Source organism: Rhodovulum euryhalinum (assembly GCF_004342445.1).
In the GTDB taxonomy this organism is placed as follows: domain Bacteria; phylum Pseudomonadota; class Alphaproteobacteria; order Rhodobacterales; family Rhodobacteraceae; genus Rhodovulum; species Rhodovulum euryhalinum.
Window position 1 is genome coordinate 1 of the sequence record NZ_SLWW01000022.1, and the last position, 16,237, is coordinate 16,237.

20 protein-coding genes are annotated in these 16,237 nt (G+C 67.2%); 19 read left to right on the forward strand and 1 reads right to left on the reverse strand.

All coding sequences use genetic code 11. The features are described from left to right. From EV655_RS17560 to EV655_RS17630, 15 genes are all read left to right on the forward strand, one after another. A partial coding sequence (locus tag EV655_RS17560) for an EF-Tu C-terminal domain-related protein (RefSeq protein ID WP_132546659.1) occupies positions 1 to 95 on the forward strand: 95 nt, incomplete at its 5' end. Between the two features lie 57 nt (positions 96 to 152). Next, complete coding sequence (rpsJ, locus tag EV655_RS17565) at positions 153 to 461, forward strand: 30S ribosomal protein S10 (protein ID WP_042456850.1); 309 nt, start codon at positions 153 to 155, stop codon at positions 459 to 461. 13 nt (positions 462 to 474) lie between these two features. Beyond that, positions 475 to 1,203, forward strand: a complete 729-nt coding sequence (gene rplC, locus EV655_RS17570; RefSeq protein ID WP_132546660.1) for a 50S ribosomal protein L3 — start codon at positions 475 to 477, stop codon at positions 1,201 to 1,203. Beyond that, positions 1,200 to 1,820, forward strand: a complete 621-nt coding sequence (gene rplD / locus EV655_RS17575) for a 50S ribosomal protein L4 (RefSeq protein WP_132546661.1) — start codon at positions 1,200 to 1,202, stop codon at positions 1,818 to 1,820. Before rplC ends, rplD begins: the two co-directional genes overlap by 4 nt. Further along, a complete protein-coding gene (locus tag EV655_RS17580; protein ID WP_132546662.1) occupies positions 1,817 to 2,113 on the forward strand; it encodes a 50S ribosomal protein L23 in 297 nt (98 codons plus the stop codon). The genes rplD and EV655_RS17580 overlap by 4 nt, the downstream gene beginning before the upstream one ends. 119 nt (positions 2,114 to 2,232) lie before the next feature. Beyond that, entirely contained in the window at positions 2,233 to 3,072 is an 840-nt protein-coding gene (gene rplB / locus EV655_RS17585; RefSeq protein WP_132546663.1) for a 50S ribosomal protein L2, read from the forward strand. Positions 3,073 to 3,075: 3 nt separating this feature from the next. Then, positions 3,076 to 3,354 (forward strand): 30S ribosomal protein S19, encoded by a 279-nt coding sequence (gene rpsS / locus EV655_RS17590; protein ID WP_132546664.1) that lies wholly within the window; start codon positions 3,076 to 3,078, stop codon positions 3,352 to 3,354. Between the two features lie 5 nt (positions 3,355 to 3,359). Further along, positions 3,360 to 3,740 carry a 50S ribosomal protein L22 gene (gene rplV, locus EV655_RS17595; RefSeq protein WP_132546665.1) on the forward strand — a complete coding sequence of 127 codons (381 nt, stop codon included), beginning with the start codon at positions 3,360 to 3,362 and terminating at the stop codon, positions 3,738 to 3,740. Then, the gene (gene rpsC / locus EV655_RS17600; protein WP_132546666.1) at positions 3,740 to 4,444 is read left to right on the forward strand and encodes a 30S ribosomal protein S3; all 705 of its coding nucleotides are present in this window, start codon (positions 3,740 to 3,742) and stop codon (positions 4,442 to 4,444) included. Before rplV ends, rpsC begins: the two co-directional genes overlap by 1 nt. Before the next feature lie 12 nt (positions 4,445 to 4,456). Then, entirely contained in the window at positions 4,457 to 4,870 is a 414-nt protein-coding gene (rplP, locus tag EV655_RS17605) for a 50S ribosomal protein L16 (RefSeq protein WP_132546667.1), read from the forward strand. A 161-nt stretch (positions 4,871 to 5,031) separates the two neighbouring features. Continuing rightward, positions 5,032 to 5,877 (forward strand): arsenate reductase/protein-tyrosine-phosphatase family protein, encoded by an 846-nt coding sequence (locus tag EV655_RS17610; RefSeq protein ID WP_132546668.1) that lies wholly within the window; start codon positions 5,032 to 5,034, stop codon positions 5,875 to 5,877. Further along, positions 5,874 to 6,872 carry an ArsJ-associated glyceraldehyde-3-phosphate dehydrogenase gene (locus tag EV655_RS17615; protein ID WP_132546669.1) on the forward strand — a complete coding sequence of 333 codons (999 nt, stop codon included), beginning with the start codon at positions 5,874 to 5,876 and terminating at the stop codon, positions 6,870 to 6,872. The genes EV655_RS17610 and EV655_RS17615 overlap by 4 nt, the downstream gene beginning before the upstream one ends. A gap of 62 nt (positions 6,873 to 6,934) precedes the next feature. After that, positions 6,935 to 8,140 (forward strand): organoarsenical effux MFS transporter ArsJ, encoded by a 1,206-nt coding sequence (gene arsJ, locus EV655_RS17620; protein ID WP_243645140.1) that lies wholly within the window; start codon positions 6,935 to 6,937, stop codon positions 8,138 to 8,140. Beyond that, entirely contained in the window at positions 8,137 to 9,144 is a 1,008-nt protein-coding gene (gene arsB / locus EV655_RS17625) for an ACR3 family arsenite efflux transporter (protein WP_132546671.1), read from the forward strand. The genes arsJ and arsB overlap by 4 nt, the downstream gene beginning before the upstream one ends. 158 nt (positions 9,145 to 9,302) lie before the next feature. After that, on the forward strand, positions 9,303 to 10,502 hold the full coding sequence (locus EV655_RS17630; protein ID WP_132546672.1) for an MFS transporter: 1,200 nt from the start codon (positions 9,303 to 9,305) through the stop codon (positions 10,500 to 10,502). Between the two features lie 152 nt (positions 10,503 to 10,654). On the opposite strand, the gene EV655_RS17635 is transcribed toward EV655_RS17630, so the two are convergent. Continuing rightward, complete coding sequence (locus EV655_RS17635) at positions 10,655 to 11,557, reverse strand: LysR family transcriptional regulator (RefSeq protein WP_165905398.1); 903 nt, start codon at positions 11,555 to 11,557, stop codon at positions 10,655 to 10,657. 92 nt (positions 11,558 to 11,649) lie between these two features. Between EV655_RS17635 and EV655_RS17640 the strand changes: the two genes are divergently transcribed. The 4 genes from EV655_RS17640 to EV655_RS17655 are packed head-to-tail and all read left to right on the forward strand — an operon-like array spanning position 11,650 to position 16,154. Continuing rightward, positions 11,650 to 12,618 carry a TAXI family TRAP transporter solute-binding subunit gene (locus EV655_RS17640; RefSeq protein WP_132546674.1) on the forward strand — a complete coding sequence of 323 codons (969 nt, stop codon included), beginning with the start codon at positions 11,650 to 11,652 and terminating at the stop codon, positions 12,616 to 12,618. Between the two features lie 7 nt (positions 12,619 to 12,625). Further along, on the forward strand, positions 12,626 to 14,485 hold the full coding sequence (locus EV655_RS17645; RefSeq protein WP_132546675.1) for a TRAP transporter permease: 1,860 nt from the start codon (positions 12,626 to 12,628) through the stop codon (positions 14,483 to 14,485). Beyond that, the gene (locus EV655_RS17650; protein WP_132546676.1) at positions 14,482 to 15,819 is read left to right on the forward strand and encodes an acyclic terpene utilization AtuA family protein; all 1,338 of its coding nucleotides are present in this window, start codon (positions 14,482 to 14,484) and stop codon (positions 15,817 to 15,819) included. The genes EV655_RS17645 and EV655_RS17650 overlap by 4 nt, the downstream gene beginning before the upstream one ends. Then, entirely contained in the window at positions 15,816 to 16,154 is a 339-nt protein-coding gene (locus EV655_RS17655; protein WP_132546677.1) for an AtuA-related protein, read from the forward strand. The genes EV655_RS17650 and EV655_RS17655 overlap by 4 nt, the downstream gene beginning before the upstream one ends. Positions 16,155 to 16,237: the final 83 nt, after the last annotated feature.

A 16,237-nucleotide genomic window follows, 5' to 3' on the forward strand; every position in this document is an offset into this window, starting at 1 on the left:
TCGCGCCCATCGCCATGGAAGAAAAGCTCCGCTTCGCCATCCGCGAAGGCGGCCGCACCGTCGGCGCCGGCGTGGTTTCCAAGATCATCGAGTAACGCAAAGAGGCCAGGGCCGGCAGACCCGCCGGCCCGTCAGCCTGAAGGGCTAGAACAATGCAAAGTCAGAACATCCGCATTCGGCTGAAGGCCTTCGACTACCGCGTTCTGGATGCCAGCACGCAGGAAATCGTCAATACGGCCAAACGGACCGGCGCGCAGGTGCGCGGGCCGATCCCCCTGCCGAACAAGATCGAGAAATTCACCGTCCTGCGCGGTCCGCATATCGACAAGAAGTCGCGTGACCAGTGGGAAATCCGCACGCACAAGCGGCTTCTCGACATCATCGACCCGACGCCCCAGACCGTGGACGCGCTGATGAAGCTCGACCTGGCTGCTGGCGTCGACGTCGAGATCAAGGTTTAAGGAGGGCACCCGGATGCGCTCTGGTGTGATCGCTAAGAAGCTGGGCATGACCCGGCTGTTCATGGAAGATGGCCGGCAGGTTCCGGTCACCGTCCTGCAACTGGATGGGTGCCAGGTCGTGGCCCAGCGGACCGCGGACAGGGATGGCTATACCGCCGTCCAGCTGGGCGCGGGCAGTGCCAAGGCCAAGCGGGTCTCGCAGCCAATGCGCGGGCATTTCGCCAAGGCCAGCGTGGCGCCCAAACGCAAGGTGGCGGAATTCCGCGTGGCCCCCGAGAACCTGATCGCCGTCGGTGAGGAGATCACCGCCGATCATTATTTCGAGGGCCAGTTCGTGGACGTGTCGGGCACCTCGATCGGCAAGGGTTTTGCCGGTGTCATGAAGCGGCACAACTTTGGCGGTCTCCGGGCCAGCCACGGCGTGTCGATCAGCCACCGCTCGCACGGCTCGACCGGTCAGTGCCAGGACCCGGGCCGCGTGTTCAAGGGCAAGAAGATGGCCGGCCACATGGGCGCGGCCCGCGTGACCACGCAGAACCTGCAGGTCGTCAAGACCGACGCCGACCGTGGCCTGATCATGGTCAAGGGCGCGGTGCCAGGCGCCAAGGGCGGCTGGGTCACGATCAAGGACGCGGTCAAGAAACCGACCCCGGACAACCTCGTGCTGCCGGCCGCGCTGAAATCGGCCAAGGCCGCGGCGCCCGCCGCCGAGGAAGCGCCGGCCGAAGGAGGCGAAGAATGAAACTCGACGTGATCAAGCTGGATGGCGCCAAGGCCGGTACCGTCGATCTCGGCGACGAGATCTTCGGCCTGGAACCGCGCGCCGACATCCTGCACCGCGTGGTCCGCTGGCAGCGCAACAAGGCGCAGGCCGGCACCCACAAGGTCAAGACCCGGTCCGAGACCAGCTACTCGACCAAGAAGATCTACCGCCAGAAGGGCACCGGTGGCGCACGCCACGGCGACCGGAACGCGCCGATCTTCCGCAAGGGTGGCGTCTACAAGGGCCCGACACCGCGGAGCCATGCGCATGACCTGCCCAAGAAGTTCCGCAAACTGGGCCTCAAGCATGCGCTCAGTGCCAAGGCCCGCGCCGGCGAGCTGATCGTGATCGAGGCGGCGGAACTCGCGGCGCCCCGGACGTCGGAACTGGCCAAGTCGGTCAAGGCGCTCGGCTGGAAACGCGTGCTGATCATCGACGGCGCCGAGGTGAACGAGAACTTCGCGCTGGCCGCGCGCAACATCGAGGGGCTGGACGTGCTGCCCTCGATGGGCGCCAACGTCTATGACATCCTTCGCCGTGACACGCTGGTGTTGACGAAGGCGGGTGTCGAAGCTCTGGAGGCTCGACTGAAATGAGCGCGAAGCCGGAACATTACGACGTGATCCGCAAGCCGATCATCACCGAGAAGGCGACCATGGCCTCCGAGGCGAACGCGGTCGTGTTCGAGGTGTCGATCGACGCGAACAAGCCGCAGATCAAGGAGGCGGTCGAAAGCCTCTTCGGGGTCAAGGTGAAGGCGGTCAACACCACCATCACCAAGGGCAAGACCAAGCGGTTCAAGGGCATCCGCGGCCGCCGCAAGGACGTCAAGAAGGCCTATGTGACGCTCGAAGAGGGCAACACTATCGACGTCACCACGGGGCTCTGATAAAGCAGCCCGACTCATCGGCCCCGGGTGTCCCGGGGCCGGATGTTTTTGAGACCGGGGCGCCTGCGCCCCACACGGAAACGGGACCTTTGGTCCGAAGCTGACGGAAGACAGAAAGCATGGCACTCAAGTCGTACAAGCCGACGACGCCGGGCCAGCGTGGGCTGGTTCTGATCGACCGTTCGGAGCTTTGGAAAGGACGCCCGGTCAAGGCCCTCACCGAGGGTCTGACCAAGAAGGGCGGCCGGAACAACACCGGACGGATCACGATGCGCCGCCGTGGCGGCGGGGCGAAACGCCTCTACCGGATCGTGGATTTCAAGCGCAACAAGTTCGACGTTTCGGCTGTCGTGTCCCGGATCGAATATGACCCGAACCGTACCGCCTTCATCGCGCTGATCCAGTACGAGGACGGCGAGCAGGCCTATATCCTGGCGCCCCAGCGCCTCGGCGTCGGCGACAAGGTGATCGCGTCCGCCAAGGCAGACGTCAAGCCCGGCAACGCGATGCCCTTTACCGGCATGCCGATCGGCACGATCGTCCACAACATCGAGATGAAGCCCGGCAAGGGCGGCCAGATCGCGCGCGCCGCGGGCACCTATGCCCAGTTCGTCGGCCGCGATGGCGGCTACGCCCAGCTTCGGCTGTCGTCGGGTGAACTTCGCATGGTGCGCCAGGAATGCATGGCCACCGTCGGCGCGGTGTCGAACCCCGACAACTCGAACCAGAACTTCGGCAAGGCCGGCCGCTCGCGCCATATGGGCAAGCGTCCGTCGGTCCGCGGCGTCGTGATGAACCCGATCGACCACCCCCATGGCGGCGGTGAAGGCCGCACCTCGGGCGGCCGTCACCCGGTGACCCCGTGGGGCAAGCCCACCAAGGGCGCCAAGACCCGCCGCAACAAGGCGACGGACAAGTACATCATCCGGTCCCGTCACGCGCGCAAGAAGGGTCGCTAAGCCATGACACGTTCTGTTTGGAAGGGCCCCTTCGTCGACTCCTATGTCCTGAAGAAGGCCGAGAAAGCCCGCGAGTCGGGCCGCAACGAGGTCATCAAGATCTGGTCGCGCCGCTCCACCATCCTGCCCCAGTTCGTGGGGCTCACCTTCGGCGTCTACAATGGCCACAAGCATATTCCGGTCAACGTGACCGAGGACATGATTGGCCAGAAGTTCGGTGAATACTCGCCGACGCGGACCTATTTCGGGCACGCGGCCGACAAGAAAGCGAAGAAAAGGTAATCGCCATGGGCAAGGAAAAGAACCCCCGCCGCGTGGCCGAGAACGAAGCGATGGCCAAGGCCCGCATGCTTCGCACTTCGCCTCAGAAGCTGAACCTGGTGGCCGCGATGATCCGCGGCAAGAAGGTTGAACGTGCGCTCGCCGATCTGACCTTCTCGAAGAAGCGGATCGCTCAGGACGTGAAGAAATGCCTTCAGTCCGCGATCGCCAACGCCGAGAACAATCACAACCTCGACGTGGACGAACTGATCGTCGCCGAGGCCTATGTGGGCAAGAACCTGACGCTGAAGCGCGGCCAGCCGCGCGCCCGCGGCCGGTTCGGCAAAATCGTCAAGCCGTTCTCGGAACTCACCATCAAGGTCCGCCAGGTCGAGGAGCAAGTCTGATGGGTCACAAGGTCAATCCGATCGGCATGCGCCTTCAGGTCAACCGGACCTGGGACAGCCGCTGGTATGCCGACACCAAGGAGTACGGCAACCTGCTGCTCGAGGATCTGCGGATGCGCGACTTCATCCGTGAAGAGTGCAAGCAGGCCGGCGTCAGCCGGATCATCATCGAGCGCCCGCACAAGAAGTGCCGGGTGACGATCCACACGGCGCGGCCGGGGGTCATCATCGGCAAGAAGGGCGCCGATATCGAGGGGCTTCGCCGGAAGCTGGCGAACATGACCGACAGCGAGCTGCATCTCAACATCGTCGAGGTGCGCAAGCCGGAATTGGACGCGCAACTGGTGGCGGAATCGATCGCCCAGCAGCTGGAACGCCGGGTCAGCTTCCGCCGCGCGATGAAGCGGTCGGTGCAGAACGCCATGCGCATGGGGGCTCTCGGTATCAGGGTCAACGTCGCGGGCCGCCTCGGCGGCGCCGAGATCGCCCGAACCGAATGGTACCGCGAAGGCCGGGTGCCGCTGCACACGCTGCGCGCCGACATCGACTATGCCCTCGCCGAGGCGACCACGCCTTACGGGATCATCGGCATCAAGGTCTGGATCTTCAAAGGCGAGATTCTGGAGCACGATCCCGGTGCCCGTGATCGTCGCCAGGCGGAGCTTCAGGAAGGCGGGGCCCCGCGTCCGCGCCGGGACCGCTGAGGAGTTTGACAGATGCTGCAACCTAAGCGCACGAAATTCCGCAAGATGCACAAGGGCCGTATCCACGGCCAAGCCAAGGGCGGATTCGACCTCAACTTCGGCTCGTTCGGTCTGAAGGCCACTGAGCCCGAGCGCGTCACCGCGCGCCAGATCGAGGCCGCACGCCGTGCCATGACGCGCCACATGAAGCGTCAGGGCCGGGTGTGGATCCGCATCTTCCCCGACACCCCCGTCTCGTCGAAGCCGACCGAGGTGCGGATGGGTAAGGGGAAAGGCTCGGTCGATTTCTGGGCTGCAAAGGTCAAGCCTGGCCGGATCATGTTCGAGATCGACGGCGTGTCCGAGGCGGTGGCCCACGAGGCCCTGCGTCTCGCCGCGATGAAGCTGCCGATCAAGACCCGGATCGTGCATCGCGAAGACTGGTAAGGGCAAACTGGCCGGAACCGGCTCGGGCCCCGTCGCGCAGTTGGCGCGACGGGGCCCGTTCATTTCTGAGGCTTTGCACAGCTTGCCGTTGACGGGGGGCAAGTAATACTGCGCCAGAACCCGTGAATTGTGCACCCATAAATTTCTGATATTCTTGAAATATGGAAAAAGAGATTCTCTCCCGCCTCTCGACCCTGGGCCATCCGCACCGGCTGGCGATCTTCCGGCTGTTGATGCGGCGCTATCCCGACCGGGTGGCGGCGGGCGAGATCGGCGCGGCGCTGGGGCTGAAGCCCTCGACGCTGTCGGCCTATCTCGCGGCGCTGATGCGGGCGCGGCTGGTGACCCAGGCGCGCGAGGGCACGTCTTTGCGCTATTCCATCGATGTCACGGAAGTGCGACGCACCTTTGATTACCTGTTTCTCGACTGCTGCCGCGGGCGGCCGGACCTCTGTTCGCCCCTGGCGTTTTCCTCCCGGACAGGAGCCCCCCAAATGGCCGACCGAAAATTCAACGTCCTCTTCATCTGCACCGGCAATTCCGCCCGCTCGATCTTCGCCGAGTCGATCCTGCGCGCCGAGGCGGGCGACCGCTTCACCGCCTTCTCCGCCGGAACCAGACCCTATTCCGAGCTGAACCCCTTCGCGCTGCAGGTGCTCAGGGACAAGGGCCATGACGTCTCGATGCTGCGCGCCAAGAACGTGGCCGAGTTCAGCGGGCCGGACGCGCCGCATCTCGATTTCGTGTTCACCGTCTGCGACCAGGCGGCGAACGAGGAATGTCCCGCCTGGGAGGGCCAGCCGGTCACCGCCCATTGGGGCATGCCCGATCCGGTCAAGGCCGAGGGGACGGACGCGCAGAAGAGTCTCGCCTTCCAGCAGGCCTATGGCGCGCTCCGGAACCGGATTCACGCCTTCGCCGCGCTCAAGCTCGAGACGCTGGACCGGATGGCGCTGCAGAAGGCCGTCGATGACATCGGCCGCGACGTGGCGGGGCTCAAGGCGTGACCGTCTACGCGCTGAACGGGTTGGGCCGGATCGGCAAGCTGGCGCTGCGCCCCCTGCTGGAGCGCGGCGCCGAGATCGCCTGGATCAACGATGCCGTGGGCGATCCCGCGATGCACGCGCATCTGCTGGAATTCGACACGGTGCACGGGCGCTGGGACGCCGCCTTCGGCCATGACGCGGACGGCGTGACGGTGAACGGCATGCGCCTGCCCTTTGTCGGCGCGGCGCGGATCGAGGATCTGCCGCTGGCGGGCGTCGACGTGGTGATCGACTGCACCGGCGTCTTCAAGTCGGAGGCGAAGCTCGCCCCCTATTTCGCGGCCGGAGTTAAGAAGGTCGTCGTCTCGGCGCCCGTCAAAGACGGGGACGCGGCGAACATCGTCTACGGCGTCAACCACGCCACCTACGATCCCGCCCGGCACCGGATCGTGACCGCGGCCTCTTGCACGACGAACTGCCTCGCCCCGGTGGTCAAGGTGGTGCACGAGGCGATCGGCATCCGCCACGGCGTGATCACCACGATCCACGACGTGACCAACACCCAGACCATCGTGGACCGCCCGGCCAAGGACCTGCGCCGGGCGCGGTCGGCGCTGAACTCGCTGGTCCCGACGACCACGGGTAGCGCCACGGCGATCACGCTGATCTATCCCGAACTTGCGGGGCGGCTGAACGGCCACGCGGTGCGGGTGCCGCTGCTCAACGCATCGCTGACCGATTGCGTCTTCGAGATGGAGCGGTCGGTGACGGCCGACGAGGTCAACGGGCTGTTCAGGGCCGCCGCCGAAGGCCCGCTGAAAGGCATCCTCGGCCACGAGGACCGGCCGCTGGTCTCGGCCGATTACGTCAACGACACGCGGTCCGCCATCGTCGACGGACCCTCGACGATGGTGGTGAACGGCACCCAGCTCAAGGTCTACGCCTGGTACGACAACGAGATGGGCTATGCCCACCGTCTGGTGGACGTGGCATGCATGGTGGGGGCTTCGCTGTGAGCGGCGCGCGCCCCGAGGGCCTGTCGGCCTATGTCGCGGTGACGGCGGCCTACTGGGCCTTCATGCTGACCGACGGCGCGCTGCGGATGCTGGTGCTGCTGCACTTCCACACGCTGGGCTTCTCGCCGGTGCAGCTGGCCTATCTCTTCGTGCTCTACGAGATCGCGGGGATGGTCACGAACCTGTCGGCCGGGTGGCTGGCGGCGCGCTTCGGGCTGACCTCGACGCTTTATGCCGGCCTCGGGCTGCAGGTGGCGGCGCTGGTCGCGCTGGCCTTCCTCGACCCGGGCTGGGCGGTCGGGGCCTCGGTCGCCTATGTAATGGCCGTGCAGGGCGCGAGCGGGGTGGCCAAGGACCTGGCCAAGATGTCGTCCAAGTCCGCCGTCAAGCTGCTGGCGCCAAAGGAGGATGGCGGCCTTTTCCGCTGGGTCGCGGTGCTGACCGGGTCCAAGAACGCGGTCAAGGGCGTGGGCTTCCTGCTGGGCGCGGCGCTCTTGGCCGGGGTGGGCTTTACCGGGGCGGTGCTGGGCATGGCGGCGGTGCTGGCGGCGATCCTGGTGGCGGTGCTGGTCGCCATGCCGCCGGGCCTGCCCCGGGGCCGCAAGGGCGCCAAGTTCAGCGAGGTCTTTTCCAAGTCCGCGAACGTGAACTGGCTGTCGGCGGCGCGGGTGGTGCTGTTCGGGGCGCGCGACGTCTGGTTCGTGGTCGGCATCCCGATCTACTTCTACGCCGTGCTGTCGGACGGAACCGAGGCGGGCAACCGCACCGCCTTCTTCCTGATCGGCAGCTTCATGGCGCTCTGGATCATCCTTTACGGCGCGGTGCAGGCCGCCGCGCCCCGGCTGCTGGGCGCCGCCACCCGCCCCGAGGCCGACCTGATCCGCGCCGCCCGCCTCTGGGCCTGGGCGCTTCTGGGCGTGCCCGCGGCCCTGACGCTGGCCGCCCTCGCCGCCGGGGGACCGGCGCCCTGGCTGACCGCCACGCTGGTCGCGGGGCTCCTGGCCTTCGGCGCGCTCTTTGCGGTGAACTCGGCGCTTCACTCCTACCTGATCCTCGCCTTCAGCCGGGCCGAGCGGGTGACGATGGATGTGGGATTCTACTACATGGCCAACGCCGCCGGCCGCCTGATCGGGACCCTCCTGTCGGGCCTGACCTACCAGGCCGGCGGCCTGCCCCTCATGCTGGGCACCGCCACCGCCATGCTGGCCCTCTCGGCACTGGCCGCCGGACGGCTGCGGCCGGAACAGCCCGAAACCGCCACGGCATGAGCATCTTCGAACGCTACCTGACCCTGTGGGTCGCCCTCGCGATGGTCGCGGGCATCGGCATCGGCAGTGCGGCCCCGGCGCTGGTCGGGATGATCGCGGCTGCGGAACTGGCCCGCGTCAACCTGGTCGTCGCGGTGCTGATCTGGGCGATGGTCTACCCGATGATGGTCGGCGTCGATCCCGGCAGCCTGAAGGACGTACTCAAACAGCCCAAGGGTCTAGCGATCACGCTGGCCGTCAACTGGCTGATAAAGCCCTTCACCATGGCCGCCCTCGGCGTGCTGTTCTTCGAGCATGTCTTCGCGGACCTGATTGCGCCGGCGGACGCGCAGCAATACATCGCCGGACTGATCCTGCTGGGCGCGGCGCCCTGCACAGCGATGGTCTTCGTCTGGTCGCACCTGACCCGCGGGGACGAGACCTATACCCTGCTGCAGGTGTCGGTGAACGACATGGTGATGGTCTTTGCCTTCGCGCCCATCGTGGCGGTGCTGCTGGGCGTCACCGACATCGCGGTGCCGTGGGGTACCCTGATCCTGTCGGCCCTGCTTTTCGTCGCCCTGCCGCTGGCCGCCGGGCTCTGGAGCCGGCACCGGCTGGGGACAGCAATCCGGATCGCGGCCTTCCGCGACCGGATCAAGCCCTGGTCGATCGTCGGGCTGATCGCGACGGTGGTGATCCTGTTCGGCCTCCAGGGCGAGGTGATCCTCGACCGGCCGCAGGTCATCGTGCTGATCGCCGTGCCGATCCTGATCCAGTCCTACGGCATCTTCGCGCTGGCCTATGCCGCGGCGTATGCCTTGCGCGTGCCCCACCGGATTGCCGCTCCCTGCGCGCTGATCGGCACGTCGAACTTCTTCGAACTGGCTGTCGCGGTGGCGATCAGCCTGTTCGGGCTGAACTCGGGCGCGGCGCTTGCCACTGTCGTCGGTGTGCTGGTCGAGGTGCCGGTGATGCTGTCGCTCGTGGCGTTTGCCAACCGGACACGGGCGCGCTTCGCGTGAAAGGACTCGATCATACCGGGATTTTGGCGATGATCGCGGCATGACCGCCACCAGTCCCTTTGTCCAGCCCCACGACCGCGGCCTTGGTCGTCACCGCCAGGACGCGCTCCCCGCCTGCACGGAGCCGTTGTTTCGGCTCGGGACGTCGGCATGACGGCATGAGACGTGCCGCGCCCGAGCTCCGGCGCTGGCCGGTGATTTCCGCGCTTGGTGTGGTGATGATCTTCACCTGGGGCAGCACCTATTACCTGATGGCGGTGCTGGCCGGGCCAATCGCGTCCGACACCGGTTGGGGCCTCTGGCCCGTTACCGGCGCCCTGTCCGCGGGCCTTCTGGTCGCGGGCCTCGCGTCGCCCGCCATCGGCCGGACGATCGCCCGCCGCGGCGGGCGGCCGGTGCTGGCCGCGGGCTGCGGGCTGATCGCGGCGGGGCTGATCGCCATTGCCGCCGCCTCCGCGCTCTGGGTGTTCTGGGCCGGGTGGCTTCTGCTGGGGCTCGGCATGGCGGCCGGTCTCTACGATCCGGCCTTCGCGACGCTCGGCCGGCTGTACGGTGCCGGGGCGCGGGGAGCGATCACGGCGCTCACACTCTGGGGCGGGTTCGCCAGCACGGTCTGCTGGCCGCTCTCGGCGTTGATGCTGGAAAGCTGGGGCTGGCGGGGGACGGCCGCGGCCTATGCGGGTGTGCACCTGCTGGTCACGCTGCCGCTGGTTCTGCTGGTCATCCCTTCCGCCCCCGCGGCGCCCGCCTTGCCGGACGGCTTGCACAAACCGGACACGGTCCTGACCCCGGCCGAACGACTGGTCCTGACGCTGATGGCGGGCATGCTGGTGGTCAACGGCCTGATCGTCGTGAACGTCTCGACCTGGCTCTTCGCCTTTCTCCAGGCGCAGGGACAAAGCCTGGCCGAGGCGGTTGCACTGGGCGCGCTGATCGGGCCGCCGCAGGTCGCCGCGCGGGTGATCGAGATGGCAGGGCGCGGGCGGCATCATCCGCTCTGGACGCTGGCGGCCTCGACCGTGGCGATTGCCGCGGGTCTGATCCTGCTCGCGCTCGGTCTGGGCCTCGCCGGCGCGGCGCTGGTGCTTTACGGCGGCGGCAACGGGCTGTTCTCCATTGCGCGCGGGGCGTTGCCACTGGCCGTGTTCGGGCCGGATCGTTACCCGACAATCATGGGCCGCCTCGCGCGTCCCTCGCTTGTCGCGCAGGCCGCGGCCCCGATGCTGGGCGCGGGCCTGATCGCCACGGCGGGCGCCCCGATCGCCCTGGCTGTCATGGCCGCTCTCGCGAGTGCGGCACTCGTGCTGCTGGTCCTGATGTGGCGGGTGGTGCGTGTCGCCGCGTCGGACGGGGGATAGGCGGGTTGATCAAGGTCAACGCCCGATGCGACAGCGTATGCGCCCACCCGAGCTGTTGATCGTGACCTGCGGTACGGCATGATTTCCTGTCGTCCTTAGGGGATGTCGCAACGTCATCCTGTGGGCTGCGCTCTCGACGGAGCCACGACATTTCAGATGAGCCGGGCCTCTCGGACATGCGCAAGGAAACGGGCTGCGGCTGGCGAAAGGGAGCGACCCGATCGCCAGACCAGCCCGATCCGGCGCCGGGCTCCGAAATCGGGAATCGGGCGTGTAACCAGAGTCTCGGTCCGCAGGACGGGCAGCGTCAGGGTCGGAAGGGCCGAAATTCCCAGACCCTCGGCCACCAGTGCGCCGGCCGTGGCCAGATGCGCGACCTCGAAGCGCGGCGACAGGACCCGGTCATGGCGTGCGCAGGCCCCGTCGATCAGTTCGCGCACGCTGGTGCCCGAGGCCATCGCGATGAACGGCATCTCGACCAGTTCCGCCCAGGCATAGGGCCGGTCTTCGGCCAGCGGGCCATCCGTCCGGCCGATCGCGACGAAGCTGTCCTCCATCAGACTTCGAAAGCTCAGCCGGCTGCGCGCCGAGACTGTGCCGGCGGTGAAGCCGAGATCGGCAATACCGGTCTCCACCGCCTCCAGCACCGGCCCGGAGAGGGCGTCGATGATCCTGAGATCCAGATCGGGATGGGCGCGGGAAAAGCTCTTGAGCAGGCCGGGCAGAAGGCCCGCCGTGACCGAGGGCAGCCCCGCGATGGTAAGCCGCCCGTGGCTGGCTGACAGATGTGCCTCGAACTCGGCCACGCCGTCCTCGACGGTGTTCAGCATCCGTTCGGCCACCCGCGCAAAGGCAAGCCCCGAGGACGTCGCGCTGACATTGCGGGTGTCGCGGTCGAAGAGACGGGTGCCGAGGCGCTGTTCCAGCCCGGTGATCTGCCGCGACAGCGCCGAAGGCGACAGCCCGAGCCGGGCGGCGGCCGCCCGGAACGAGCCGGCCCGGTGAAGTGACAGCACCGCCTGAAAATCGGCAAGTGCCGGAATGTTGCGTTTCATGCACATATAGTGAACCAAAACGCACTTCACGCAACAGTCCTGCGCCTTGATACTTGCCGGGGGTCAGACAATGGCCCCAACGGGAGGACACCATGAAACACACGTTTTCCGCTCTGACGGGCGCAACCCTGCTGTGCGTGGCCGCCACGGCACAGGCCCAGGACCAGGATCTGCTGATCGGATCGACCTCGGCCTCGTCCAGCCATTACGGTTACTTCGTTGCCGTCGGACAACTCGTCAACGACAAGGCGGAGGGGCTGAAGGCATCTGTCGTCGAGACCGGGGCGACGATGGACAACATCCGGCGCATGGCGCGCGGCCAGGTGGATCTCGGGCTGGTGACGACGAATGTCGTCCAGCACGCAGTGGCCGGGACGAATGAATTCGACGGCAACGCGCAGGATCTACGGCTTCTCTGGGTCTATACCGGCGCGCCCCAGAACGTGGTGATGCGGGCCGATTCCGGGGTCGAGAGCCTGGAGGGGCTCGACGGCGTACGCTTCAACCCCGGCATCAAGGGCTCGGCCACCGAGACCACGACCGAGGCGGTGTTCGCCACGCTGGGGCTGAGTGCCGATTACGTGCGGGGCTCGACTACCGACATCGTCAACGCGATCAAGGACAACCGGGTGGCGGGGTACGTCAAGTCGGGATCGGGCAACAAGCTGGACGGCTCCACGATGGATATCGCGACCTCGACCGACATCCGCATCCTCGGCCTTACCGACGCCCAGGCCGAGACCCTGCGCGCCGAAATGCCCGATATCTCGGTCGTCGATATCCCTGAAGGCGCGGCCGAGGGCATCCCGGCCTACACGACATGGAGCTTTGGCGTGGGTGTTGCCGCCCCTGCCACGCTTTCCGAGTCCGCGGCCTACCAGATTGTCAAGGCGGTGATGGAGGACGACACCGCCCAGGCCAACGCGATGGCCAGCCTGAAGGGCGCAAACCTGGCCGACATGACCCTGCAATTCGGCACGGTCCCGCTGCATCCCGGGGCCGCCCGCTGGTTCGAGGAGCAGGGCATCGACCTGCCTGAAAAACTGAAACCGGCCGAGTGAGGCCGGCATGAGCCATGCGCGCATCGCCAAGGTGCTGGCGATCCTGATCGGGGCCTTCGTCTTCTATACGGCGGCGACGGGCCCCTTCGAGGGGCTGATCCAGCGCGCGATCTTTCTCGCGCTGGTCAGTGCGCTCGGCTTTGCGCTTTATCCGCTGGGCGCCGGGAAATCCTGGCGCCCGCTCGGGCTGGCCATCGACCTTGGCCTGGTGGCTGTCACCCTGACCGCCTGTACCTATGTCGTCGTCAACTACGACCGCATCATGACCACTCTGCCCTGGGCCACGCCCCTCGACATGGCGCTGACTGCGGGGCTGGTGCTGTCGGTGCTTGAACTGGGCAGGCGGACCGTCGGGCTCATCTTTCCCGGGCTGGTGATGGCGGGGCTGGCCTATGCGCTGTTCGGCCAGTATTTGCCCGGCGGGCTTGGCCATCGGGGATTTGACGCGGCCTTCGTGACCGAGACGATCTTCCTCGGCGATCTCGGGATCTGGGGGATGCTGACGGGCGTGGCCGCGACGGTTATCGCGGCCTTCGTGCTGTTCGGCGCGTTGCTGCTCCATTCCGGGGGCGGGCAGACCTTCATCGATCTCGCCATGCGGCTGGGCGGGCGGCAGCCCGGCGGTGCGGCCAAGATCGCCACCATCGCCAGCGGGCTTTTCGGGATGATCTCGGGCTCGGCCGTCGCCAACGTGGCCACAACAGGCAATTTCACCATCCCGATGATGATCCGTCTCGGCTATCCCCGCCCCTTCGCTGCGGCAGTCGAGGCGGTGGCCTCCACCGGCGGGCAGATCGCACCGCCGATCATGGGCGCCGCGGCCTTCGTCATGGCCGAGATCCTAGGTGTACCCTACACCACCGTCATCCTGGGCGCGATCATGCCGGCGATCCTGTTCTATGTGTCGGTCTTCGTCACGGTGCATTTCGTGGCATTGCGCCGGAACCTCGCCATCGTGCCCGAGGACGACTTGCCCGCCTGGGCGGCGATCCTCGCGCCTCGCCGCGTGGCGCCGATCGTGGCCGCGCTTGGCGGGCTTGGCATCGGTATCTGGCTGGGGCGATCCATCGCGACGGCGGCCTTCTACGGGATTGCCGGGCTGATGGCCGTCTTCGTCGTCACCTCGGTCGGGCGGCTTTCCCTGCGCGAGATGGCCCGCCGTATCGTCGACGGCTTCGCCGATGCAGGAAAGGGCATGGTCATCATCGGTGTGCTGCTGGCGGGCGCGCAGGTGCTGGTCTCGATGATCAACCTCACGGGCATCGGCGTCACGCTGTCCTCGCTGATCGTGACACTGGCAGGCGATTCCACCGTGCTGGTGGCGCTGATCGTGGGGGTTGTCTGCCTGATCATGGGCATGGGCCTGCCGACGACCGCCGCCTATGTGCTGGTCGCCGCGGTGCTTGCACCGGCGATGACGGCGGTGGGGTTCGATCCGCTGGCGGCCCACCTCTTCGTGTTCTACTACGCCACCCTCTCGGTCATCACGCCACCGGTCTGCATCGCGGTCTTCGTCGGCGCGGGCATCGCCCGGACCGACTGGCTGCCGACCGCGGGCGAGGCCGTGCGGCTGGGCGCGGTGACCTATGTCGTGCCGTTCCTGCTGTTGCTCTACCCGGGGATGACGATGCAGGCGGGAATCTTCGGCGTGATCGAGGCGGCGCTGGCGGGTCTTGCGCTGGTTCTGGCGCTGCCCGGCCTTCTGTCGGGCGCCCGGCTGACCGGCCGGCGCGTGGTGGACAGTGCGCTGTTTCTGGGCGTCATCGCGTTGGCGATCTGGCCGCATCCGGTGACGCCGTTCGCCGCGCTCGGCATCCTGATCGGCGGCTGGACGATCGGCCATGTCCGCAGAAAGGTGCTGGCATGAGCACGCTGCGCATTGGCTGCGGGGCCGGCTATTCCGGCGACCGGATCGAACCGGCGGTGGACCTTGCCGAACGGGGCGAGCTCGATTTTCTGGTGTTCGAATGTCTGGCCGAGCGCACGATCGCGCTGGCCCAGCAGGCACGGCTGGCCGACCCCGGGGCCGGGTTCGACCCGATGCTCGAGCGCCGGATGCGGGCCGTGCTGCCGGTTACCGCCCGCAGCGGTACCCGGATCGTCACCAATATGGGCGCCGCCAATCCCCGCGCCGCGGCGGCACGGGTGGTCTCGATTGCAGGCGAACTGGGTCTTTTCGGCCTTAAGGTCGCCGCGGTCACGGGCGACGATGTGCTTGACAGGTTGGGCGACGACCTCGCGCTGGACGCGACCGCCGGGCATGTATCCGATCTGAAGGGGCGGATGGTTTCGGCCAACGCCTATATCGGGGCGGGGCCGCTGGTTCAGGCGCTCGACAGGGGAGCGGATGTGGTGATCTGCGGCCGTGCGGCCGACCCGGCGCTGTTCCTCGCCCCGCTGATCCACCGGTTCGGCTGGGAAATGGACGACTGGACCCGGCTCGGGCGCGGCACGCTTGTCGGGCACCTGCTGGAATGTGCGGGGCAGGTGACTGGCGGTTATTTCGCCGACCCGGGCGTGAAGGACGTGCCCGACCTTGCCAATCTCGGCTTTCCCCTTGCCGAGGTCTCGTCGGATGGCACTGCCGTGATCACCAAGCTGCCCGGGACCGGCGGCCTGGTCAGCCGCGCCACCTGCACCGAGCAACTGCTTTACGAAATCCACGACCCCGCCAGCTATCTGCAACCGGACGTGATCGCGGATTTCTCGGGCGTCACGCTGGACGAGATCGGACCCGACCGCGTCCTTGTCGGCGGCGCGGCAGGGCGGGCTGCGACCGGCAGGCTGAAGGTCTCGATCGGCTATCGCGACGGCTGGATCGGCGAGGGGCAGATTTCCTATGCGGGGCCTGGTGCCCTGGCCCGCGGCAGGCTTGCGCTGGATGTGGTGCGCACGCGGCTGGAGGCGCTCGGGCCCTGCCTGCGCGAAACGCGGGGCGAACTGATCGGGCATGACGCGATCCTTCCGGCAGGGCGCACTGGCGTGTCCGAGCCACGCGAGGTCCGACTGCGTTTTGCCGCGCGCTGCGCGAGCCGCGCGGATGCCGAGCGCGTCGGACAGGAGGTGGAGAGCCTCTATCTGTGCGGACCTGCCGGCGGTGGCGGGGCCACGCAAACCCTGCGCGAGGTGATCGCCGTCGCCTCCACCCTGATGGCCGCCGACGGGGTGGTGCCCCGGGTCGAACTTCTGGAGGTCCGATGATCCTGCGCGACCTGGCCCATGTCCGCACGGGCGACAAGGGCGACATTTCGAACATCTCGGTCATAGCCTTCCGCGCCGAGGACTGGCCTCTGATCGAACGCGCCGTCACGGCCGAGCGGGTCGCTGCGCATTTCGGAGCGGGCAAGGTCACATCCGTCCGGCGCTATGAACTGCCGCAACTGCATGCCTTGAACTTCGTCCTGACCGGCCTTCTGGCGGGGGGCGTGACACGGTCCCTTGCCCTCGATGCCCACGGGAAATGTCTGGGGTTCAGCCTTCTCGACCTGCAGATCGACCATCGGCCCGGACAATCCGCAAGCAAGGCCGAAGACTGACATCGGCAAGGCCAGGTTGATGCCAGGACAAGAGCGGAAATCTCGGAACAGATCGCCAATTCGCCATGAGAGCGCCAATGTCG